Annotated in this window: 14 protein-coding genes; 7 read left to right on the forward strand and 7 right to left on the reverse strand. The window is 74.0% G+C overall.

Annotated elements, in window-relative coordinates:
- The first annotated feature begins 118 nt into the window (after positions 1-118).
- The 5 genes from ACZ5NJ_RS08050 to ACZ5NJ_RS08070 all read left to right on the forward strand — a co-directional run bounded on the left by ACZ5NJ_RS08050 (position 119) and on the right by ACZ5NJ_RS08070 (position 9,285).
- Entirely contained in the window at positions 119-3,205 is a 3,087-nt protein-coding gene (locus ACZ5NJ_RS08050; protein WP_468763841.1) for an FHA domain-containing protein, read from the forward strand.
- A 269-nt stretch (positions 3,206-3,474) separates the two neighbouring features.
- Entirely contained in the window at positions 3,475-4,722 is a 1,248-nt protein-coding gene (locus tag ACZ5NJ_RS08055; RefSeq protein WP_468763842.1) for an ABC transporter substrate-binding protein, read from the forward strand.
- A complete protein-coding gene (locus ACZ5NJ_RS08060; RefSeq protein ID WP_468763843.1) occupies positions 4,719-6,047 on the forward strand; it encodes a carbohydrate ABC transporter permease in 1,329 nt (442 codons plus the stop codon). The genes ACZ5NJ_RS08055 and ACZ5NJ_RS08060 overlap by 4 nt, the downstream gene beginning before the upstream one ends.
- Positions 6,044-6,883, forward strand: a complete 840-nt coding sequence (locus ACZ5NJ_RS08065; RefSeq protein WP_468763844.1) for a carbohydrate ABC transporter permease — start codon at positions 6,044-6,046, stop codon at positions 6,881-6,883. The genes ACZ5NJ_RS08060 and ACZ5NJ_RS08065 overlap by 4 nt, the downstream gene beginning before the upstream one ends.
- Before the next feature lie 134 nt (positions 6,884-7,017).
- A complete protein-coding gene (locus tag ACZ5NJ_RS08070; protein ID WP_468763845.1) occupies positions 7,018-9,285 on the forward strand; it encodes a bifunctional glycosyltransferase/CDP-glycerol:glycerophosphate glycerophosphotransferase in 2,268 nt (755 codons plus the stop codon).
- Between the two features lies 1 nt (position 9,286).
- Here ACZ5NJ_RS08070 and ACZ5NJ_RS08075 read toward each other — a convergent pair whose 3' ends face one another.
- The 3 genes from ACZ5NJ_RS08075 to ACZ5NJ_RS08085 form a co-directional block, all read right to left on the reverse strand.
- A complete protein-coding gene (locus ACZ5NJ_RS08075) occupies positions 9,287-10,183 on the reverse strand; it encodes an RNA polymerase sigma-70 factor (protein WP_468763846.1) in 897 nt (298 codons plus the stop codon).
- A 142-nt stretch (positions 10,184-10,325) separates the two neighbouring features.
- Positions 10,326-11,528 carry an NAD(P)/FAD-dependent oxidoreductase gene (locus tag ACZ5NJ_RS08080; protein ID WP_468763847.1) on the reverse strand — a complete coding sequence of 401 codons (1,203 nt, stop codon included), beginning with the start codon at positions 11,526-11,528 and terminating at the stop codon, positions 10,326-10,328.
- A gap of 106 nt (positions 11,529-11,634) precedes the next feature.
- Positions 11,635-12,273: a TetR/AcrR family transcriptional regulator gene (locus ACZ5NJ_RS08085; RefSeq protein ID WP_468763848.1), complete on the reverse strand. Its 639-nt coding sequence runs from the start codon at positions 12,271-12,273 to the stop codon at positions 11,635-11,637.
- Positions 12,274-12,464: 191 nt separating this feature from the next.
- Between ACZ5NJ_RS08085 and ACZ5NJ_RS08090 the strand changes: the two genes are divergently transcribed.
- Both ACZ5NJ_RS08090 and ACZ5NJ_RS08095 read left to right on the forward strand, forming a co-directional pair.
- Positions 12,465-13,370 carry an ABC transporter permease gene (locus tag ACZ5NJ_RS08090; protein ID WP_468763849.1) on the forward strand — a complete coding sequence of 302 codons (906 nt, stop codon included), beginning with the start codon at positions 12,465-12,467 and terminating at the stop codon, positions 13,368-13,370.
- Positions 13,363-14,181 carry an ABC transporter ATP-binding protein gene (locus ACZ5NJ_RS08095; RefSeq protein ID WP_468763850.1) on the forward strand — a complete coding sequence of 273 codons (819 nt, stop codon included), beginning with the start codon at positions 13,363-13,365 and terminating at the stop codon, positions 14,179-14,181. The genes ACZ5NJ_RS08090 and ACZ5NJ_RS08095 overlap by 8 nt, the downstream gene beginning before the upstream one ends.
- Positions 14,182-14,256: 75 nt before the next feature.
- On the opposite strand, the gene ACZ5NJ_RS08100 is transcribed toward ACZ5NJ_RS08095, so the two are convergent.
- From ACZ5NJ_RS08100 to ACZ5NJ_RS08115, 4 genes are all read right to left on the reverse strand, one after another.
- The gene (locus tag ACZ5NJ_RS08100; RefSeq protein ID WP_468763851.1) at positions 14,257-19,224 is read right to left on the reverse strand and encodes an NAD-glutamate dehydrogenase; all 4,968 of its coding nucleotides are present in this window, start codon (positions 19,222-19,224) and stop codon (positions 14,257-14,259) included.
- Positions 19,225-19,583: 359 nt separating this feature from the next.
- Positions 19,584-20,252, reverse strand: a complete 669-nt coding sequence (locus ACZ5NJ_RS08105) for an HAD family hydrolase (protein ID WP_468763852.1) — start codon at positions 20,250-20,252, stop codon at positions 19,584-19,586.
- A gap of 14 nt (positions 20,253-20,266) precedes the next feature.
- Positions 20,267-20,767: a DUF6912 family protein gene (locus ACZ5NJ_RS08110; RefSeq protein ID WP_468763853.1), complete on the reverse strand. Its 501-nt coding sequence runs from the start codon at positions 20,765-20,767 to the stop codon at positions 20,267-20,269.
- Between the two features lie 32 nt (positions 20,768-20,799).
- A complete protein-coding gene (locus tag ACZ5NJ_RS08115; protein WP_468763854.1) occupies positions 20,800-21,387 on the reverse strand; it encodes an Rv3235 family protein in 588 nt (195 codons plus the stop codon).
- Between the last annotated feature and the right edge of the window lie 726 nt (positions 21,388-22,113).

The raw sequence follows: 22,113 nt of genomic DNA on the forward strand, positions 1-22,113 counted from the left end.
AACGGACGAAGCGTCCGTGCCGGGCGGGGGGTTGACCGGGCAGACATGTCCCGCCGCTCCTCCGCCGGGCGCCCCGCACCGTGCACTGCGCTCCGCGCAGAAGGGAACGCTGACGGCGATGCAGATCCGGCTGACCGTCCTCGGATCGCGCGGCGGCCACCCGGCCGCCTCCGCGCCCGCCGGCTGTGACGTGCTCGTCACCGCCCCCGCCGGGACCGCGCTGGCCGCGGTGGCCTCCGGGCTCGCGGCGACCGTCGGCGGGCCCGACACTCCCGCCGCCACCGCCGGCGGGACCCCCCGCGGCACCGTGGTGCTCTACGCCGGGTCGCGGCGGCTGGACCCCCACCGCACGGTGCTGGGCGAGCCGCCGCTCGTGGACGGGGCCGTGCTGAGCCTGCACGTCCCGGCGCCGGACGCGGACGCCCTCGGGGACGACGGTCTCGGCGCCCCCCAGCTGCACGTGGTGGCCGGCCCCGACGCGGGCGGCGTGCACCTGCTGCACCCCGGGTCGGTGCGCATCGGGCGCTCGGCGGACGCCGACGTCCCGCTGGACGACCCGGACGTGTCGCGGCTGCACTGCACGGTGACGGTGATGCCGGACGGCCGCGTGGCGGTGGCCGACCTCGGCTCGACGAACGGCACGACGCTGGACGGCACGCCGGTCGGCGTCCGGGCGGTCCCCCTGGCGCCGGGGGCGCTGCTGCGGATCGGCGAGTCGACCCTCCGCCTGGCCCCCGGCGGCGGCGACCGCCTGCCCGTCGCCCCCGACCTGGAGGGCCACCTCGCCCTCCCGTCCCCCGCCGGCGGCGCCACGGGGGCCTCCGGCGGCGGACCGGGCCGGGGTACGGGCGCGGGTGTCCCGGGGGCCGGCGCACACGAGCTCCCCCACCCCGCCCCTTCCCGGAACGCGGGCTCCGGCGGGGGGCCGTACCCCGGCGCTTCCGGCGCCACACCCGCCCACGGGACGGCGGCGCACCCCGCCCCGGGCCACCCGGGAGCCCCCGACGCGTTCGCCCCCACCGCCCCCGGCGGGACCCGGGCCGGGTACGGCGCCGACACCCCCGTCCCCGCCGACGACGCACCCCGGCGGCGGCGCGGCGGGATCGGGGCCTGGGCGCGGAAATGGGTGCGCGGGGAAGAGGACGAGGCGGCCGCCGGGGCCGTCGAGGCGGCCGAGCCCGAAGCCGCGGCGCCCGACGTGGACGACCCCGCCGCGCTGCTGCTCGCCGCGCTCGGCCCGACCGGACGGCTGTGGTCGCGCGGACCCGGCCACCCCGGGTTCCTGGAGGTGGGGCTGGGGGCCGGCAGCAGGGTGGCGCTGCGCGAGAGCGGGTCGCTCGGGGTCGCGGGACCGCGGGCCCGGCTGATGGGGGTCGCCCGGTCCGTCGTCGCCCAGCTCGCCGCCCTGCACGCGCCCGCGCGGCTGGAGATCGTGCTGCTGGCCGCCGACCGCGTCCGCCCGCTCCAGGAACGCCGCCGCGACTGGGCCTGGCTCGGCTGGCTGCCCCACGTACGCCCCGGGCACGGCCAGGACTGCCGGCTGCTCCTGGCGTACGACCGCGACCAGGCGGCCGCCCGGGCCGCCGAGCTGACCCGCCGGCTGGACGACGGCCCGCTGGGCAGCGGCTGGGCGGCCGCCGAGCCGTCGGCCGTGCGCCGGACGGCCGACGCGTACGAGGGCCCGCGCACCCTCGTCGTCGTGGACGGCGACCCCGGCACCGGCGCCCTGCGCGACCTCACCGGCCGGCTGGCCACGCACGGCCCCGCCGCCGGCATCCACGTCCTCGCGCTCGCCGAGGCCCCGGCCGCCACCCCCGCCTCCCCGGTGGCCCAGACGTACGAGGCGGCCTGCGCGGGCACCCCCGCGTTCCGCGACTGCGCCGCCGTCGCCCTGCTCAGCGGGGACGTCGCCACCGCCGTACGGACCTTCGCGGTCAGCGGCGGCAGGCCCGTCCCGCCGGGCGGCACCGCCGTCGCCGACGGGGTCTCCGCCGCCTGGGCGGAGCGGTTCGCCCGCGCCCTGGCCCCGCTGCGCGCGGACACGCCCCCGGCGGACCACCAGGGCGGCCACCGCCCGGCCGCCAGCCTCCCCGCGGCCGCCCGGCTCCTCGACGAGCTCGGGCTGGCCCGCGCGACCCCGGCCTCCCTGATGGCCCGCTGGGCCACCGCCACCGACCAGGGCCGGGCCGTCGGCGGTCTGGCCGACGTGGTCCTCGGCGCGGGCCGGCGCGGCCCGGTCGGCGCCGAGCTGGTCCACGAGGGCCCGCACCTGCTGATCGAAGGGCCCGCCGGCAGCGGCCGCACGGAGCTCCTGCGCTCCCTGGCGGCCTCCCTGGCGGCCGGGTCCCGCCCCGACCACCTCGGCCTGCTCCTCCTCGACGGCGCGGGCGGCGAACGCGGCGAGGGCCTGCTGCCGTGCACGGAGCTCCCGCACGTGTCGGCCCACCTCGTCGCCTCGGACCCGCTGCGGATGCGCGCGTTCGCGCAGGCCCTCGCCACCGAGCTGGGCCGCCGCCACGAGCTGCTGGACGGGGTGCCCTTCACGGAGTGGCACGGCCGGCACGCCCTGTCCGACCGGATGGTCTCGCCCCGCGACCCCGGGCCGGGCGAGCACCGCGGCGACCTCGACCCCCAGCGCACCGGGACGCTCCGGCTGCGGGCGTCGGCGCCCCGCACCGAGCCGGCCGCCGGCCCGAGCCCCCTGCCCCGGCTGGTGCTGCTGGTGGACGACTTCGACGCGCTGGTCGCCCCGGCCCTGGGCAGCCCCGGGCGGCCCGCGGCGGGTTCCCTCGTACGGATCCTGGAGGGCGTGGCCCGTGAGGGAGCCCGCCTCGGGGTGCACCTGATCACCGCCACCGCCCGCCCGGACCGCACCGCGGAGACCGAGCCGGCCCGGCAGGCGGCGCTGCGGGTGGAGCTGGACGCCCCGGACCGGCCGGGCCCCGGCCGCGGCCGGCTGCTGTACGCCGACGGGCGGGCGGTCCCGTTCCAGGCGGGCCGGGTCACCGGCCGGATCCCGCGGACCGCGACCCTGAGGCCGACCGTGGTCCCGGTGGAGTGGGAGCGGATGGGCGACCCGCCGGCCCGCCGCCCGGTGCGCGAGCTGGGCAACGGTCCGACCGACCTCGCGCTCCTGGCCAGCGCCCTCGACCGGGCCTCGCACCTGGTCTCGGCCATACCGGTGCTGTTCCCGGCGGCCCCCTGACTCCGCGCCGCTCCCCCGCGACGCGGTATTGCGGGGGTGCCCGCCGCGGCGTAGACCTGGTGGCACGGAGCACACCACGGTCACTCGGCATCGGGGGCGGCACCATGCGCGGACGGCACGGGCAGCACGGATCGAGCCAGACGGGAGCGAGAGCGCGAGCGCGGACGAGGGCGCGCGCCTGGGCGGCCCTGGCCGCCGCCGGCGCGCTGGCGCTCACGGCCTGCGGCAGCGGAGGCGGTGGCGGTGGCCCGTCCACCGGCCCGGCGAAGATGGGGCCCAGCGTCGAGTTACCGAAACTTTCGGGCGAGAAGCTGCAGGTCTCGGCGGTCTGGACGGGCCCCGAGCAGGCCAACTTCGTCAAGGTGCTCGAGGAGTTCGAGAAGCGGACGGGCGCGAGCGTCTCCTTCGTCCCGGCGCAGGACCCCATCGTCACCTTCCTCGGCACGAAGATCGCCGGCGGTCAGCCCCCGGACGTGGCGCTGCTGCCGCAGGTGGGGGCGCTGGTCGCGGCGGTGCGCAACAAGTGGGTGCAGCCGGCGGGTCCGGAGGCCCGGGCGCAGCTGGAGGCGAACTACTCGCCGGGCTGGCGGCAGCTGGGCGCGGTCGACGGGACCCAGTACGGGGTCTACTACAAGGCGGCCAACAAGTCGCTGGTCTGGTACAACGCGAAGGCCTTCGAGGCGGCGGGCGTGAAACCGCCGAAGACGTGGAAGGAGCTGCTGGCCACGGCGGACACCCTGTCGGCCTCCGGTACCCCGGCGGTGTCGGTGGCGGGTGCGGACGGCTGGACGCTGACGGACTGGTTCGAGAACGTCTACCTCTCGCAGGCGGGCCCGGAGAAATACGACCGGCTGGCGAAGCACGAGATCAAGTGGACGGACGACAGCGTCAAGGAGGCGCTGACCACCCTCGGCCAGCTGTTCGGCCGCAAGGACTTCCTGGCGGGCGGCACCAGCGGGGCGCTGGCGACGGAGTTCCCGAAGTCGGTGACGCAGACGTTCACCGGGGGCGAGCGGCCGGCGGCGGCGATGGTCTTCGAGGGCGACTTCGTCGGGGTGAACATCGCGCAGACCTCGGCGAAGGTCGGCGAGGACGCCCTGGTCTTCCCGTTCCCGGCGGTCGGCGACAAGGCGCCGGTGGTGTCCGGCGGTGATGTGGCGGTGGCGCTGAAGCCGTCGAAGGGGGCGCAGGCGCTGCTGACGTTCCTGGCGTCGGCGGACGCGGCGCGGATCCAGGCCGGGGAGGGCGGTTTCGTCTCCCCGAACAAGGCGGTGGCCCTCTCGGCGTACCCGAACGACATCCAGCGGGGCATCGCGAAGGCGCTGATCGCGGCGGGCGACGACTTCCGCTTCGACATGTCGGACCAGGCTCCGGCGGCTTTCGGCGCGACGCCGGGGACGGGTGAGTGGAAGGCGCTCCAGGACTTCCTGGCGAACCCGTCGGACGTGGCGGGCACCCAGGCGCGGCTGGAGGCGGACGCGGCCAAGGCCTACGGGAACGGGAACCAGGGGTCGTGACGGCCTCGACGCGGGCGGCCCGGGGCACCCCGGGCCGCCGGGCCGCCGCGCGCCGGCGGCTGGTGGCGGCGGCGTTCCTGCTGCCGGCGCTGGTGCTGCTGGGGGCGCTGGTCGTGCAGCCCATCGGCTTCTCGCTCTACCGCAGCCTCTTCGACCGTTCCGGGGACTCCTTCGTCGGCGCCGGCAACTACGAGGCCATCGTGCGCGATCCGGCGATCCGCACCGCCCTGCGCAACACGGCGGTGTGGGTGGCGGTGGCCCCGGCCGTGGCCACGGCCCTCGGCCTGGTGTTCGCGGTGCTGACGGAACGGGTCCGCTGGGGGACGGCGTTCAAGCTGCTCGTCTTCATGCCGATGGCCATCTCCATGCTGGCGGCGGGGATCATCTTCCGGCTGGTGTACGACCACGACCCGCACCGGGGCGTGGCCAACGCGGTGGTGGTGGGGGTGCACGACACGTTCGCCCCGTCCTCGGCGTTCCCGAAGGCCCGTCCGGGCCGGGACTCGCCGCTGGAGCCGGCCGGGGACGGTGGCTTCGTGACGCGCGGCCCCGTACGGGCCGGGGTGCCGGCGCTGCTGCCGCTGGTCGGGGTGGCGCCGGAGGCGCTGCCCGGCGGGGCCCGTACGGCGGTGGGGGCCCGGCCGGTGCCGGGGGAGGTCACGGGGACGGTCTGGCAGGACTTCACCCGGGGCGGGGGCGGCGCGGTGAACGTGGTCGACCCGACGGAGACGGGCCTGTCCGGGATGCGGATCGAGGCGGTGAAGGACGGCCGGGTGGTGGCGGCGGCCACGGCCCGCGCGGACGGCACGTTCAGCCTGTCGGCCGCCGCGGACGGGGCCCGGCTGCGGCTGCCGGCGTCGAACTTCCGGGAGGCGTACGCGGGGGTGGAGTGGCTGGGGCCGGTGCTGGTGACGCCGGCGGTGATCGGCGCGTACGTGTGGATGTGGGCCGGGTTCGCGATGGTGCTGATCGGGGCCGGGCTGGCGGCGGTGCCGCGGGAGCTGCTGGAGGCGGCGCGGGTGGACGGGGCGGGCGAGTGGCAGGTGTTCCGGCGGATCACCGTGCCGTTGCTGGCGCCGGTGCTGGTGGTGGTCCTGGTGACGCTGGTCATCAACGTCATGAAGGTCTTCGACCTGGTCTTCGTGATCGCGCCGGGGGCGGTGCAGGACGATGCGAACGTGCTCGCCCTCCAGCTGTACCGCACCTCCTTCGGTACGGACGCCGACCAGGGGCTGGGGAGCGCCATCGCGGTCCTGCTGCTGGTGCTGGTGGTGCCGGTGATGCTGCTGAATATCCGCCGGATGCGTAGGGAGGCCTCGCGGTGAACGCCGTACGGCGCGTGGCGGGCGGCACGCTGGTCCGCGTCTTCCTGGTCCTGGCCGCCCTGTTCTGGCTGGTGCCCACCCTGGGCCTGCTGGTCTCCTCCTTCCTCTCCTCGGACGACCTGAACCGGGGCGGATGGTGGCGGGCGCTGACGGCTCCCTCGCGGCTGACGGCGTCCAACTACGCGCACCTGCTGTCCGATGACACGATCACCGGCTCCCTCGTGAGCACGGTCGCGATCGCCGTGCCGGCGACCGTGCTCGTCCTCACGCTGGGGGCGCTGGCCGGATACGCCTTCGCCTGGCTGGAGTTCCCCGGCCGGGACTGGCTGTTCCTGGTCGTGGTGGGGCTGCTGGTGGTGCCCGTGCAGGTGGCGCTGATCCCCGTCGCCGAACTCTTCGGCGCGATCGGGCTGTTCGGGACGACGGCCGGAGTGGTGCTGTTCCACACCGCGTTCGGGCTGCCCTTCGCGGTGTTCCTGCTGCGCAACTTCTTCGCGCAGATCCCGCGGGAGCTGCTGGAGGCCGCACGGCTGGACGGGGCGGGTGAACTGCGGCTGTTCGCCCGGGTGGTGCTGCCGCTGGGCGGTCCGGCGATCGCCTCGCTCGGCATCTTCCAGTTCCTGTGGGTGTGGAACGACATGCTGGTGGCGCTGGTCTTCGCCGACTCGGCGCACCCGCCGGTGACGGTGGCGCTCCAGCAGCAGGTGCGGCAGTTCGGGAACAACATCGACGTGCTGGCGCCCGGCGCGTTCCTGTCGATGGTCGTGCCGCTCGTCGTGTTCTTCGCCTTCCAGCGGCAGTTCGTGACGGGGGTGATGGCCGGAGCGGTCAAATAGCCCGAAAAGCCATGGCGATCATGGCATTGACGTGGCGTGTTGACGCTGAGTAACCCGAATGCCGCAGGGGGCGTAACCCGATCGCCGCGCGCGCGTTCCCGGGCCATATGCCCACGCCGACCCCTGGATGTCCCGTGCCCCGGTTCAGCGTCATCGTGCCCGCGTACAAGGTTCAGGCGTACCTCCAGGAGAGTCTGGACTCGGTCCTGTCGCAGTCGCACCCGGATCTGGAGCTGATCGCGGTCGACGACGCCTCCCCGGACGCCTGCGGTTCGATCATCGACGAGTACGCGGCCCGCGACCCCCGGGTCACGGCCGTGCACCTGGCGCACAACCTCGGCCTGGGCCCCGCCCGCAACGCGGGCCTGGCCCGGGCCACCGGCGACTACCTGCTCTTCCTCGACGGGGACGACACCCTCGCCCCCGGCGCCCTCCAGGCCATCACCGACCGGCTCAAGGCCACCGGCTCCCCCGACGTCCTCGTCTACGACTACGCCCGCTCCTTCTGGACCGGCGAACTGGTCCGCAACCGCCTCGCGCACCGCCTCCGCGAGGACGGCCCGGCCAGCTTCCGGCTCACCGACCGCCCGGCGCTGCTGAGCATGCTGATGGTGGTGTGGAACAAGGCCTACCGCCGCGAGTACGTGGAGCGCGAGGGCCTGGAGTTCCCGCCCGGCCTCTACGAGGACACCCCCTGGACCTATCCGGCGCTGCTGGCCGCCGAGTCCGTGGCCGTCCTCGACCGGGTCTGCGTGCACTACCGGCAGCGGCGCACCGGTTCGATCCTGACCACCACCAGCCGCCGCCACCTCGACATCTTCGACCAGTACGACCGGGTCTTCGGCTACCTCGCGGCCCGCCCCGAACTGGAGCGCTGGCGCCCCGCGGTGCACCGGCGGATGGCCGAGCACTTCTGCGCCCTGTACGCCGACCCGCGCCGCCTCCCGCGCGCCGGCCGGGCCGAGTTCTTCGCCCGCGCCTCCACGCTCCTGCGCCGCTACCGCACCCCCGGCGGCGGGGGCGCGCTGCCGCTGTCGCCGAGCCGCACCGACCGGCTGCGGCACGCCCTGATGCGGCTGGGCCTGCGCCGCACCTACCGGCTGGCGTCGGCCGCCCGCGCCGCCGCCCTGGCCTCGGCCCGGGCGGGCTCGGCCCTGGGGCGGGGGCTGCGCGAGAGCACGCTGCGCCTGCACTACCGGATCCAGCGACTGCTGCCGCTGCGGCCCGAGCTGGCGGTGTTCTCCGCGTACTGGCACGGCGGCTACGCCTGCAACCCCGCCGCCATCGAGGCCACGCTGCGCGAGCTGGCCCCCCGGATGCGCACGGCGTGGATCTGCGACCCCCGGCACACCGCGACCCTGCCGCCCGAGACGACCCCGCTGACACCCGGCTCGGCCGCGTACTGGACGGCCCTGGCCCGGGCGACGTACCTGACGACGAACGTCAACTTCGACCGGGCCCTGGTCAAGCGGCCGGGCCAGGTCCTGCTCCAGACCCAGCACGGCACCCCCCTCAAGCGGGTCGGCCTCGATCTCCAGGACCGCCCGGCCGCCGCCCCCACCGCGGACTTCGAGGGCCTGCTGCGCGGCGCCGACCAGTGGGACTTCCTGCTCTCCGCGAACCGGCACTCCACCCTGGTCTGGGAGCGGGCCGTCCCCGCCTCCTACACCACCCTCGAATACGGCTACCCGCGCAACGACCCCTTCCACCGGGCCACCCAGGCCGAGGTCCTCGCCCTGCGCGAGCGCCTGGGCATCGCCCCGGGCACCACCGCGATCCTGTACGCCCCGACCCACCGCGACTACCGGCGCAGCCGTCCCGAGCACCTGGACTTCGAACGGGTCCTGCGCGACCTGGGCCCCCGCTTCACGATCCTGGCCCGCACCCACCTCACGTACGCGGGCGCCGAGCCGGCCCGGGAGGCGCACCCGAGGCTGCTGGACGTCTCCGGCCACCCGTCGGTGGAGGAGCTGTGCCTGGCTTCGGACGCGCTGGTCACCGACTACTCCTCCCTGATGTTCGACTACGCGGCCCTGGACCGGCCGATCGTCATCCACGCGGACGACTGGGAGGCGTACGAGGCCGCCCGCGGCACCTACTTCGACCTGCGGGCCTGCCCGCCCGGGGCCATCGCCCGCACCGAGGACGAGCTGGTGGACATCTTCGCCACCGGCCACTGGCAGGGCTCCCGCTCGGCCCAGCTGCGGGCCGCGTTCCGCGCGCGCTTCTGCTCGTACGACGACGGGTACGCGGCCGAGCGGGTGGTGCGCCGGGTGTTCCTGGGGCAGCAGGCGCCGCTGCCGGCCGTCGTCCCGCTGGAGGACCGCCGGCCCGCGCCCCCGGCACCGTCGTCGGCGGCGGCCCCGGCCCGCACGCCCCTGACGGCGGGCCTGTGGCCGTGAGTCAGCGCCGAGTGAGCGGGGTCTCGGACAGGACGTGGGTCAGCTTCTCGGGGTTGCGGACGTAGTAGAGGCCGGTGACGAGGCCGTCCTCGATCCGCATCGCCATGATCCCGTCGAGCTCGCCGTCCAGGTACGCGACGAGTGCGGGGCTGCCGTTGACCACGGTGGGGGCCAGGGAGAGCGGGAGCTTGGTCTTGCCGATGCCGCCGAACAGGAAGCGGGCCACCTTCTCGGCGCCGCCGACCGGGCGGAGCGCGGCCTGCTTGTGGCCGCCGCCGTCGCCGATCAGGACCACGTCGGGGGCGAGCACGTCGAGGAGGGCCTGCGGGTCCCCGGTCTCCACGGCCCGCAGGAAGGACTCCACCGCCGCGGTGGCCGCGCTCGCCGGAACCGTCTGGCGGGGCCGGCGGGCGTCGACGTGCTTGCGGGCCCGGTGCGCGATCTGGCGCACCGCCGCCGGGGTCTTCTCGACGGCGGCGGCGATCTCCTCGTAGCCGAAGTCGAAGGCCTCGCGCAGCACGAAGACGGCGCGTTCGGTCGGCGAGAGGGTTTCGAGGACGAGCATCATCGCCATCGACACGCTCTCGGCGAGCTCGGCGTCCTCGGCGACGTCCGGGGTGGTGAGCAGGGGCTCGGGCAGCCACTGGCCGACGTAGGCCTCCTTGCGGCGCTGGAGGCTGCGCAGCCGGTTGAGGGCCTGGCGGGTGGTGATCCGCACCAGGTAGGCGCGCTGCTCGCGGACCTGGTCGAGGTCGACGGCGACCCAGCGCAGCCAGGTCTCCTGGAGGACGTCCTCGGCGTCGGCGGCCGAGCCGAGCATCTCGTAGGCGACGGTGAAGAGCAGGTTGCGGTGGGCGACGAAGACCTCGGTCGCGGGGTCGGTGGTCTCGGTGCTCATGTCTCGGTGCCTCTCTTTCGCGGCCGGCCGGGGCCGGTTGCGGACTGCGGCCGACAGGCCACGGAAAGATCATCTTTCGGCGGCGGCCGCGCCACCAGCCATTCGGCCGGGCCGGCGCCGGACCGGCCGTGCGGCGCTCCGGTCAGGCCGGCTGTGCGGCGACGGCCGCTTCCCCGGCGGCCCGGGCCCGCAGCAGTTCCTGCCGCTTGGGGTCCTTGGTCCACCAGGTGCGCACGCCGGGCTTGCGCGCCTCGTACGCCAGCTGCCAGGGGACGCTCCGGCAGATCAGTTCCTTGAGCTTCGCGGCCGGTCGGCCGCGCAGCACGTACTTGCGCGGGGTGTCGTCCTTGGCCGCGAACTGCAGGACCGCGTCGCGGCGCCCGAGGCTGACGCACTGGGCGACGAATCCCACCTCGATGGGCGCGGGCCGCTCCCCCGCGATCCGGCTCAGCACGGTCTCGGCGGCCTGCGGCCCGGTCTGGGCCGCGGCCTGGCAGCTCATCCGCAGGGGCAGGTCCGAGGGGGCGGCCGCGTCGCCGGCGGCGATGACGCGTACGTCGTCCACGCTGGTCAGGGTCTCGTCCGTGAGGAGGCGGCCCAGGGCGTCGGTGCTCAGCCCGCTGCGCGCCGCCAGGTCCGGTACGCCGAAGCCGGCGGTCCAGACGGTCACCGCGCTGGCCAGCTCGCGGCCGTCGGCGAGCCGCACGGTCTCGCGGGTCACCGCCGTCACCTTCGCTTCGGGGCCTTCGACGACGGTGACGCCGAGTGCGGCCAGCCGCCCGGCGACCGCGCGCCGGCCGCGGGGGTGCAGGGAGGGTCCGAGTGCCTTGCCGCAGACCAGGGTGACGGCGCGGCCCGCCGCTGCCAGCTCGGCGGCGGTCTCGATGCCGGTCGTACCGCCTCCGACGACGGTCACCGGGGCGTCCGCGGGTGCGGCGTCGAGGGCCGGGCGCAGCCGCCGGGCCTCCTCCATGGTGGCGAGCGGGTGGGCGAACTCGGCCGCTCCGGGGACGCGGGGGTCGGCGCTGCCGCTGCCCACCGCGTAGAGGAGGTAGTCGTAGCGGGCGGTGCCGCCGCCGGCCAGGGTCACGGCGCGCCCGGCCGTGTCGATCCGGGTGACGGTGTCGACCACCAGCCGGACCCGTTCGCCCAGGACCTTGCGGTACTCGACGACGGCGTCGTCGGTCCCGGCCACCAGCTGGTGCAGGCGGATCCGCTCGACGAATTCCGGGCGCGGGTTGACCAGGGTCACGTTCACGTCGGCGCGCCGCGTCAGGCGGTTGGCGGCCATGACGCCCGCGTATCCGCCGCCGATGACGAGGACTTCGGTCTGCTCGCCGTTCATGGTGTCTCCTCCGGCTCCAGGGTCCGCCCCTCAGGGGGTTCGACCACAGGACACCGGGGGCCCGCCCGCCGTGACAGCGTGTGGGCCGGATCACACCGGGGAGGGGTCAGCCGGTCTTCAGTCCGGCGACGACCGAACGGGCGAGCCCGTCCAGGTAGCCGGCCGGTACGGCGTCCCCGACCACGACCTGCCGCCAGTACAGGGGGCCGATCGCCAGATCGAGGGCCCGCTCGGGGGAGGCGGAGTCCGCCAGCTCGCCGCGCGCGACGGCTTCGGCGACGATGCCCTCGGCGAGGCGGCGCTGGCCGTCGAGCAGGGCACCGCGCACCGCGGCGGCGATCTCCGGGTTCCGGGCGGCCTCCACCAGCAGGTCGGGGATGACCGCCGAGGCCACCGGGTGGCGCAGGACGTGCGTCATCACCTCCAGCAGGGCCCGTACGTCGCCGTAGAGGGAGCCGGTGGCGGGAACGGGCAGGCCGTCGGCGGCGAAGGCGCCGATCAGGTCGAGGACCAGGTGGAGCTTGGACTTCCAGCGCCGGTACACGGCCGTCTTGCCGACGCCGGCCCGCCGGGCGATGCCCTCGATGGACATCCGGGCGAAGCCCGCCTCCGCCAGCTCCGCGAGCACCGCGGCGCGGATCGCCTCCGTCACGTCCTCGCGCAGGACGGCCGCGCCGGCGGGGGCACGGCGGGCCGGGGCGGACGCGGGGGCGGCGGTCGGGGCGGCGGCAGGCTCGTTGGTCATGCACAGAGCATAGCCGCGCACGACGTCACGAACCCGTCACGACGATACGGTTGCGTTGCGACCTTGAGGGGCCTAACCTCGCCGTAGCGACGATACGGACCCGTCCCGTCGCCCGGCCCCCTTCCGGACTCCCCCCGGGGACCCCCACAGGCGCCCCCGGCGACGCCCCGACCCCGTCGAAAGCGAAGCCCGTGACCCGAGCGACCACCGCGCCCCCCTCCGCGGCCCCCACCACCGCCGCGGCACTGGCGGCGGCCCACGGCCTGACCCTCAGCGGCGCCCGCCCCTCCCTGCCGAGCTACGTCGCGCAGCTGTGGGCCCGGCGCCACTTCGTGATCGCGTACGCCACCGCCCGGATGCAGGCCACGTACAGCACGGCCAAGCTCGGCCAGGTCTGGCACCTGATGACCCCGCTGCTCAACGCGGCCGTCTACTACTTCATCTTCGGCATGGTCATGCACGCCAGCCACGGCGTACCCGACTACCTGCCGTTCCTGATCACCGGCGTCTTCGTCTGGGACTTCATCGGCAGCTCGATCAACACCGGCACCCGCGCCGTCCACAGCAACCTCGGCCTGGTCCGGGCCCTGCACTTCCCCCGCGCCAGCCTGCCCCTGTCCGCGGTCGTCCAGCTCTTCCAGCAGCTGCTGGTCACCATGGGTGCCCTGGTCATCCTGCTGCTGGCCTTCGGCCAGGTGCCCTCCCCGGCCTGGCTGCTCGCCGCCCCGGCCCTGTTCCTGATGGCCGTCTTCTGCGCGGGCTGCGCGATGGTCATGGCCCGCATCGGCAGCAAGAACCCGGACGTCAGCCAGCTGATGCCGTTCGTGCTCCGCACCTGGATGTACTCCTCGGGCGTGATGTGGTCCATCGACACGATGCTGCGCTCGGACCACCTGCCGCACTGGGTCACGCTCCTGCTCAAGCTCAACCCCGCGGCCGTCTACATCGACCTGATGCGCTTCGCGCTGATCGACAGCTTCAAGGCCTCGCAGCTGCCCCACCACGTCTGGCCGATCGCCATCGGCTGGGCCCTGCTCGCCGGCGTCGGCGGGTTCGTCTACTTCTGGAAGGCAGAGGAGGAGTACGGCCGTGGCTGACACCCTCACCCGCACCGGTACCGGTACCGGTACGGCCGACGGCACCGCCGCCGACACCCGGATCCCGACCGTCATCGCCGACGAGGTCCACGTCGTCTACAAGGTGCACGCCGGCGGCCGCAAGGGCGGCGCCACCGCCGCCCTCAGCCGGATCTTCTCCCGCAAGCCCGCCCCCGGAGTCCGCGAGGTGCACGCCGTCAGGGGCGTCAGCTTCACCGCCTACAAGGGCGAGGCCATCGGCCTCATCGGCACCAACGGCTCCGGCAAGTCCACCCTCCTCAAGGCCATCGCCGGCCTCCAGCCCGTGGCCCGCGGCGCCGTCTACTCACACGGCCAGCCCTCCCTCCTCGGAGTGAACGCCGCCCTGATGAACGACCTCACCGGCGAACGCAACGTGGTCCTCGGCGGGCTGGCGATGGGCATGACCAAGCAGCAGATCCGCGAGCGCTACCAGGACATCGTCGACTTCTCCGGCATCAACGAGAAGGGCGACTTCATCTCCCTGCCCATGCGCACCTACTCCTCCGGCATGGGCGCCCGGCTGCGGTTCTCCATCGCCGCCGCCAAGGACCACGACGTCCTGATGATCGACGAGGCCCTCGCCACCGGCGACGCCGCCTTCCAGCGCCGCAGCCAGGCCCGCATCGAGGAGCTCCGCGCCCAGGCCGGCACCGTCTTCCTCGTCAGCCACTCCATCGGCACCGTCCGCGAGACCTGCGACCGGGCGATCTGGCTGGAGTCGGGCGTCGTCCGCATGGACGGCCCGTCCAAGGAGGTCTGCGACGCCTACGAGGCGTTCACCCGCGGCTGACGACAGCGCGAACGGGCCGGGCCCGGAACCCCTCGAAGGGGTTCCGGGCCCGGCCCGTTTCCGTCCGCCCGCCGACTAGCCGTGCGCCCGCAGCAGCGAACGCATCGTGCGCATCGCCACCGACAGGTTCGCCAGGTCGAAGTCGTCCGAGCCCCGGATCTCGTCCAGGGTCGTGCGCGCCCGGCCGATCAGCGCCGCGTTCCGCTCCTCCCACGCCTTGAAGCGCTCCTCGGGAGTCGCGTCCGCGTCGCCCACCGCCAGCACGTCGGCGGTCAGCGCGGCGTGCGCCGCGAAGAGGTCCTCACGGATCGACGCACGGGCCATCGACTGCCAGCGGTCCGACCGCGGCAGCTCGATGATGCGGTCCATCAGCTGCGTGATGTCCAGCCGGTCGGCGAGGTCGTAGTACACCTCGGCGACGGCCAGCGGGTCCACGCCCGTCCGGTCGGCGGTGGCGACGATGTCCAGCGTCGGGAAGGCCGACGAGAACCCGGCCACCTTCGCCGCCAGCTCCGCGGGCACGCCCTCGGCCGTCAGCTCGTCCATCACCGACTGGTACCACTCCAGGTCCGCGCCGCGCACCAGCTTCGGCAGCTCGGCCCAGGCCTGCGCCACCCGCGCGCTGAACAGCTCGACGGTCTCGGTGATCTGCAGCGGCTGCGGCCGGTTGTTCAGCAGCCAGCGCGTACCGCGCTCCACCAGGCGCCGCGAGTGCAGCCGGATCCGCGTCTGGACGTCGGCCGCGACCTTGTTGTCGAGCGCCTCGACGGCGTCCCACACCTCGGCCAGACCGAAGATCTCGCGGGCCGACAGCTGCGCCCGGACGATCTCCTCCAGCGAGGCCCCGGTCTCCTCCCGCAGGCGGTGCAGGAAGGTCGAACCACCGGTGTTGACGGTGTCGTTGACCAGCAGCGTGGTGATGATCTCCCGGCGCAGCGCGTGCGCGTCGACCTGCTCGGGGAACTTCGCCACCAGCGCGCCCGGGAAGTACGAGTGCAGCAGACGGCGCAGGTACGGGTCGTCCGGGAGCTCGGTGTGGATGAGCTCGTCCGCCACCGTGATCTTGGTGTAGGCGAAGAGGACGGCCAGCTCCGGCTGGGTCAGACCGCGGCCGGTGTTCAGCAGCTCGCGGATCTGCCGGTCGTTGGGCAGGAACTCCAGCTGGCGGTCCAGCAGCCCGTCCCGGCCCAGGCGGCGCATGAAGCGCTGCTGGGCGTGGAGCAGGCTCGGCGCCTGGGCGGAGCCGTTGGCCAGGGCCACGTTCTGCGCGTAGTTGTTGCGCAGGACCAGGTGACCGACCTCGTCCGTCATCTCGGCCAGCAGCTTGTTGCGCTGCTTGACGGTCATGTCGCCCTCGGTGACCAGGGCGTTCAGCAGGATCTTGATGTTCACCTCGTGGTCCGAGGTGTCCACGCCCGCGCTGTTGTCGATGGCGTCGGTGTTGATCTTGCCGCCCTCGCCACCGGCGCCGCTGCGGGCGAACTCGATCCGGCCCAGCTGGGTCAGACCCAGGTTGCCGCCCTCACCGATGACCTTGGCGCGGACGTCGGAGCCGTTGACGCGGATGGCGTCGTTGGCCTTGTCGCCGACATCGGCGTGCGTCTCGGCCGTCGCCTTGACGTACGTGCCGATGCCGCCGTTCCACAGCAGGTCCACCGGGGACTTGAGGATCGCCTGCATCAGGTCGGCCGGGGTCATCTTGGTGACGCCCGCCTCGATCCCGAGGGCCTCGCGCACGTGTGCGTTGACCGGGATGGACTTGGCCGTACGGGGGTGGATGCCACCGCCCGCCGACAGCAGCGCGGTGTCGTAGTCCGCCCACGAGGAGCGCGGCAGCTCGAACAGGCGCCGGCGCTCGGCGTACGAGGTCGCCGCGTCCGGGGTCGGGTCGATGAAGATGTGCCGGTGGTCGAAGGCGGCGACCAGGCGGATGTGCTCGGACAGCAGCATGCCGTTGCCGAAGACGTCGCCGGACATGTCGCCGACGCCGACGACCGTGAAGTCCTCGCTCTGGGTGTCGTGGCCCAGCTCGCGGAAGTGGCGCTTGACCGACTCCCACGCGCCACGGGCCGTGATGCCCATGCCCTTGTGGTCGTAGCCGGCGCTGCCGCCCGAGGCGAAGGCGTCGCCCAGCCAGAAGCCGTAGGACTCGGCGACACCGTTGGCGATGTCGGAGAACGTCGCGGTGCCCTTGTCGGCGGCGACCACCAGGTAGGTGTCGTCACCGTCGTGGCGGACCACGCCCTTGGGCGGGACGACCTCGCCCGCGACCATGTTGTCGGTGATGTCGAGCAGCGCCGAGATGAAGATCTTGTACGAGGCGATGCCCTCGGCGAGCCACGCGTCGCGGTCCACCGACGGGTCCGGCAGGTTCTTCGCGACGAAGCCGCCCTTGGCGCCGACCGGCACGATGACGGTGTTCTTGACCATCTGCGCCTTGACCAGGCCGAGGATCTCCGTACGGAAGTCCTCGCGCCGGTCGGACCAGCGCAGGCCGCCTCGGGCGACCTTGCCGAAGCGCAGGTGGACGCCCTCGACGCGCGGGGAGTACACCCAGATCTCGAACGCCGGGCGCGGGGCCGGCAGGTCCGGGATGGCCTGCGGGTCGAACTTCATCGACACGTAGGAGTGCTGCTCGCCCGCGTCGTTCAGCTGGAAGAAGTTCGTCCGCAGGGTGGCCTTGATCAGCGTCAGGAACGCCCGCAGGATGCGGTCCTCGTCGAGCGAGGCGACCTGGTCCAGGGCCCCGTCCAGCTCCTCCAGCATGGCGTCGACGAGCTCGGTGCCGGCGGACTGGCGGCCCGGCGACATCCGCGCCTCGAAGAGGGAGACCAGCAGCCGGGTGGTGTGGACGTTGTTGCGGAGGGTGTCCTCCATGTAGTCCTGGCTGAAGGTGGAGCCGGCCTGGCGCATGTACTTGGCGTACGCGCGCAGCACCACGGCCTGCCGCCAGGTGAGCCCGGCGCCGAGGACGAGGGTGTTGAAGTTGTCGTTCTCCGCCTCGCCGGTCCACACGGCCGCGAAGGCCTCCTGGAACCGCTCGCGCGCGTCGTCGCCGAGGTAGGAGTCCCCGTTGCCGGTGGACAGCGGCATCCGCAGGCCGAAGTCGTAGATCCAGGCGCTCACCCGGTCGCTGCGGCGCAGCTCGTACGGGCGCTCGTCGGTGACCTCGACGCCCAGGCGCTGGAGGACCGGCAGGACGGCGGACAGGGAGACCTGCTCGCCCTCGCGGTAGATCTTGAAGCGGCGCTCGCCCGGGCCCGCGCCGACGGGCTCGTACAGGGAGAGCGCGAACTCGCGGTCGCTCGCCGACAGCCGCTCCAGGTGGCACAGGTCGGACACGGCCATGCGCGGCGTGTGGTCGGCCTTGTAGCCCTCGGGGAAGGAACCGCTGTACTTGCGCAGCAGCTCGGCGGCGCGCTCCTCGCCCAGCTCGGCCGTCAGGGCCTCGCCGAAGCCGTCGGCCCAGGAACGGGCGGCCTCCACCAGACGGGTCTCGACGCGCTCGACGTCGGCGTCGGTCAGCGCGGGCAGCTGGGTGCCCTGCGGGACGCGGACGACGAAGTGGATGCGGGAGAGGATCGACTCGGTGTTCCAGGCGGTGAAGTCGACGCTGGTGCCGCCGAGCTCCTCCTTCAGGATGTCCATCAGGCGCAGCCGGACACCGGTGGTGAAGCGGTCGCGCGGCAGGTAGACGAGCGCCGAGTAGTAGCGGCCGTACTCGTCCTGGCGCAGGTACAGCCGCAGCCGGCGGCGCTCCTGGAGGTACAGCACGGAGGTGGCGATCTCGCGGAGCTTGTCGACCGGGGTCTGGAACAGCTCGTCGCGCGGGTAGGTCTCCAGGATCTGGAGCAGGTCGCGGCCGTCGTGGCTGGACGGCGAGAAGCCGGCGCCCTCCAGCACCTCGGCGACCTTGCGGCGGATCACCGGGACGCGGCGCACGGACTCCGTGTACGCGGCGGAGGAGAACAGGCCGAGGAAGCGGCGCTCACCGACGACGTTGCCCTCGGCGTCGAACTTCTTCACGCCGACGTAGTCGAGGTAGGACGGGCGGTGCACGGTCGCGCGGCTGTTGGCCTTCGTCAGCACGAGCAGCTCGTGCTCGCGGGCCTTGGCGCGGGCGTCGGCCGGCAGCCGGTTGAAGGACGGCGAGACGGGGTGCGCGTCCTCCTGGCCGTGGTGGACCGGGTCGGAGCGCAGGATGCCCAGGCCGGTGCCGGGGACGGCCGAGAGGGCGTCGCCGTCGACGAGGTTGTACTCGCGGAAGCCGATGAAGGTGAAGTGGTCGTCGGCCAGCCAGCGCAGCAGCTCGCGGGCCTCCTCCAGCTCGTACTCGCGCAGGTCCGGCGCGGTCGGCTCGTTCGGCAGCTCGTCGGCGATGCGCAGCGCGGCGTCGCGCATCTTCTCCCAGTCCTCGACGGACTCGCGGACGTCGGACAGGACGCGCAGCAGGTCACCGGTGATCTGCTTGAGGTCGGCCTTGTCGGTCTCGCGGTCGATCTCGACGTGGATCCAGGACTCGACGAGGGAGTCGTGGGGGCGCGCGGTCTTGGGCCCGTGGGCGTCGCAGTCGGGACCGAGGATCTCGATCAGCTTGCCGGTGACGTCACGGCGCACGACGACCTGCGGGTGGATCACGACGTGGATGCCGCGGCCCTGGCGGGACAGCTCGTTGGTGACCGAGTCCACGAGGAAGGGCATGTCGTCGGTGACGACCTCGACGACCGAGTGGCTGGAGGTCCAGCCGTTCTCCTCGACCGTGGGGGTGTGCACGCGCACGTTCGCCGTGCCCTGCGGGCGGTTCTCGGCCAGCCGGTAGTGGGAGAGCGCCGCTCCGAACACGTCGACCGGGTCGCGGTCCGCGAGGTCCTCGGGGGCCGTGTGCAGGTAGTAGCGCTGGAGGTAGGCCAGCGTCGCGCCCTGTCCGGGGTGCTCCCCCTGCTCGGACCCAGTCGGAAGTAGCCCCCCGGCCGGGCTGTTCTCAGCTACCCGTGCCGCCCGCGCGAGCAGCTCGGCCTTTGCTTCGTCCAGCTTGGTCTGCATGTCCTCTGGCTCCTGTCGCGCGCCATTGCGTGACGTAGGGGAAGGAAGGAATGACAAAGCGCCGGACGGGAAGCCCATCCGGATCCGGTCGCGACGCCGTGTCGTCGGGAGAGCCGCCCGGGAACGCTTCGACCGTGATCGACAGGTCCCGGCGGCCAGGATCAGCGAAGGCCCGGGCACGGACGTGCGCCGGGCGCGGGCCGGGGGCGTCAGTGCCCCCGAGGACTATCGCGCTGATCACGGGTACAAGGCTATCTCGCCCCACCCCCAGGTCGTCATTCACTGCATCTGTACAAAACCCGGGGGAAAACCTGGACACTCTGGCCAGCGACGTGGCCGTCCCGGCGTGCGGGGGGTGCCTATCCGGCCAGCTCACGGGCGGTGGCGACGGCCTCCGCGAGGCTGTCGACGACCGGCACGCCCGCCGACTCCAGACTGGCCCGGCTGTGCGAGCCACCGGTGTACAGGACCGCGCGGGCACCCACGTGGGCGGCGGCCAGCGCATCGTCCACGGCGTCGCCGACGAGGACCGTACGGGAAGCCGTCACACCGGCCTCCTCCATGGCCGCCATATGGCGTACGAGGTGCCCCGCCTTGGAGGTGTGCGACGGCCCGGTACGGCCGTCGACGCGCAGGAAGTGCACGTCGATGCCGTGCTCGCGGACCAGCGGCACCAGCTTCTCGTGGGGCGCCAGCGACAGCAGGGACTGGGTGAGCCCGTCCTCCTGCCAGCCCCGCAGCAGCTCCCGCGCCCCCTCGGCGAGACCGGAACCGGCGGCCGCCGCCCAGTAGTGGCGGTGGAAGGCCTCGTCCATGACGGCCCACTCGGCGTCCGTGGGCAGCCGCCCCATCAGCCGCTCGTAGAACCGGGGCACGGGCACCACGTACAGCTCGCGGTACCTCTCCAGGGTGATCGGCGGAAAACCGAGCTCGGCGAAGGAGGCGTTGGTGGCGACCATGACCGCGTCGATGTCGTGCAGCAGGGTCCCGTTCCAGTCCCACACGATGTGGGCCCCACCCCCGCTCACCCGGATCTCCGCACTCATCCCAGCAGCCCCGGGATCTCCTGCACGCCGAACCACAGCAGGTCGTGGTCCTCGGCCCCGTCGACGAGGAACCGCGCGTCGTCGTCACCGGCGTCGGCGGCCGCGAGGGCCCCGGCGGCGGCGGTGACGTCCCGCTCGGCGTCGTCGGCGTCCACGTGCACGGCGGCGGCCACCTTGAGCCGTACGGCGGCGGCCAGCGTCACCTGCCCGAGGGTGGCCTCGTCCACGCCCGGAGACGCGACGGCGGCCTTGTCGTCCACGTCGACGGCGACGACGACCCGCTTGCGCGGGGCGGCGGCGTCCTCGGCCAGCATCCTCAGCGAGGCGGCGGCAGCCCGGCCCAGGGCCGCGTACTCCAGCTCCTCGATGTCGTCGGAGACGTACCACTCCCGCAGCCCGGGGGTCACGGCGTACGCACGGAGCGGGGCGGGCCCCAGCTCGCCGGCCTTGTGCGCCTCGGCGAGCCCGGGGAGTGTCAGGGGGACGTACACGCGCATGGCCGGCTGCTTTCGGTAGTCGGAAAACCCCCTCAGGATACGACCGCGACCCGCGAACTCCCCCAGGGGCGGGGGCCCCGGATCTCCACGGCGGCACACCGCCAGCGCAGATCAGCCCCCTGTTCGAGCCGGAAGGCCAGCGCGGAGACCCGCTCCCCGGTCGCGATCCGCGCGAACGCCTCGATCACCCCCGGCCCGGGGTGGAACCGCCCGCAGCGCCGCAGCACGGGCCGCAGCCGCTCCCGCAGCGGCCCGGTGGGCGCGAGCTCGACCAACTGGTCGTACGCCTCGCCGACGGTCAGCCCGAGCAGGGAATGCACGGGCCGCTGCCCACTGAGCACGGCCAGAATCCGCTCCGCAAACCACACATGCGGTCCTCCGCTCCCCTGCGGCGGCAGGGGGGCGGCGGGGCGGGGGGCGGGGGTGGGGCGGGGGCCGCCGGTGGGGTGGGGGCCGCCGGTGGGGTGGGGGCCGCCGGTGGGCAGCGGGCCGACTGCGGGCCGGGGGCCGGGCCCCGGCCGGCGCTGGTCCCGGCGCCCGGCGGGCCGCGACCGCCCGGCCCCGCCCGGCCTGCTGCGACTGCCCTCGCCACCGATGGTGCCGCGCGTGGTGGTGTCCATGCCGTTCCCCCGATCAGACCGGGCCCGGCGGTACCGGGCGGTAACTTGATGCGGGTTTTCTACGGCCCCCGACCACGCTCCGCAACCACCCCCGACGCCCCGCCAACCCCCACCGCAGGTTCACCTATCCGAGCGCCGCCCCCCCCGACCCCAAGGCCCCGAAAACCCCTCACAGAGGCCCCACGTAGACGCCCAGCCCACGCCCCGGCTAAGCCCGATAGGGGACGCCGGGGTCACCCTCCCGGCCCACACACCCCCGCCCCAGGGGCAGCCCACACCCCTCACTCTCCGCACACGAAGAACCCGGGGCCGGGGGTGGGCGGGGTCCCGGCGGGGCGGTCTCAGGGAGGGGTTGGGGCTTTCCCGTCAGTCTCATCGTCCTTCCGTGGCGGGCCGGCCTGTCAAGGGCGCTCCTTCGTCGCGTCGCTGCGCGATCGCCTGCGGCGACCCTTGACAGACCGTCCCGCCACGGAAAAACGAAGACTGCCGGGAAACCCCCAAAGAAACGGGACGGATGTTCATAGGACATGCGGCCGTGTCAGGGAGCAGGCGGGGCGGTCGGGGGTCGGCAGACCGGGCATCCGGCCCCGTCGCGAGCGCAATCGGGGACGACCTACGCGTCAGATCGCTACGCGCTCCTCCCGGCCTAGCGTCCGCCGCCCGTCTGGGGTCGCTGCCGTCGCCCGGGGACGACGGAGTCGTCATCCGGGGCCGGGGGGCGCGTCA

Source organism: Streptomyces sp. NPDC032091 (genome assembly GCF_055580265.1).

What these genes read in the sequence shown, in the direction of transcription:
- ACZ5NJ_RS08050 (WP_468763841.1), top strand. Translation starts at nt 119, where the DNA reads ATGCAGATCCGGCTGACCGTCCTCGGATCGCGCGGCGGCCACCCGGCC.
- ACZ5NJ_RS08055 (WP_468763842.1), top strand. Translation starts at nt 3,475, where the DNA reads ATGGGGCCCAGCGTCGAGTTACCGAAACTTTCGGGCGAGAAGCTGCAG.
- ACZ5NJ_RS08075 (WP_468763846.1), bottom strand. Translation starts at nt 10,183, where the DNA reads ATGAGCACCGAGACCACCGACCCCGCGACCGAGGTCTTCGTCGCCCAC.
- ACZ5NJ_RS08080 (WP_468763847.1), bottom strand. Translation starts at nt 11,528, where the DNA reads ATGAACGGCGAGCAGACCGAAGTCCTCGTCATCGGCGGCGGATACGCG.
- ACZ5NJ_RS08085 (WP_468763848.1), bottom strand. Translation starts at nt 12,273, where the DNA reads ATGACCAACGAGCCTGCCGCCGCCCCGACCGCCGCCCCCGCGTCCGCC.
- ACZ5NJ_RS08100 (WP_468763851.1), bottom strand. Translation starts at nt 19,224, where the DNA reads ATGCAGACCAAGCTGGACGAAGCAAAGGCCGAGCTGCTCGCGCGGGCG.
- ACZ5NJ_RS08110 (WP_468763853.1), bottom strand. Translation starts at nt 20,767, where the DNA reads ATGCGCGTGTACGTCCCCCTGACACTCCCCGGGCTCGCCGAGGCGCAC.
- ACZ5NJ_RS08115 (WP_468763854.1), bottom strand. Translation starts at nt 21,387, where the DNA reads ATGGACACCACCACGCGCGGCACCATCGGTGGCGAGGGCAGTCGCAGC.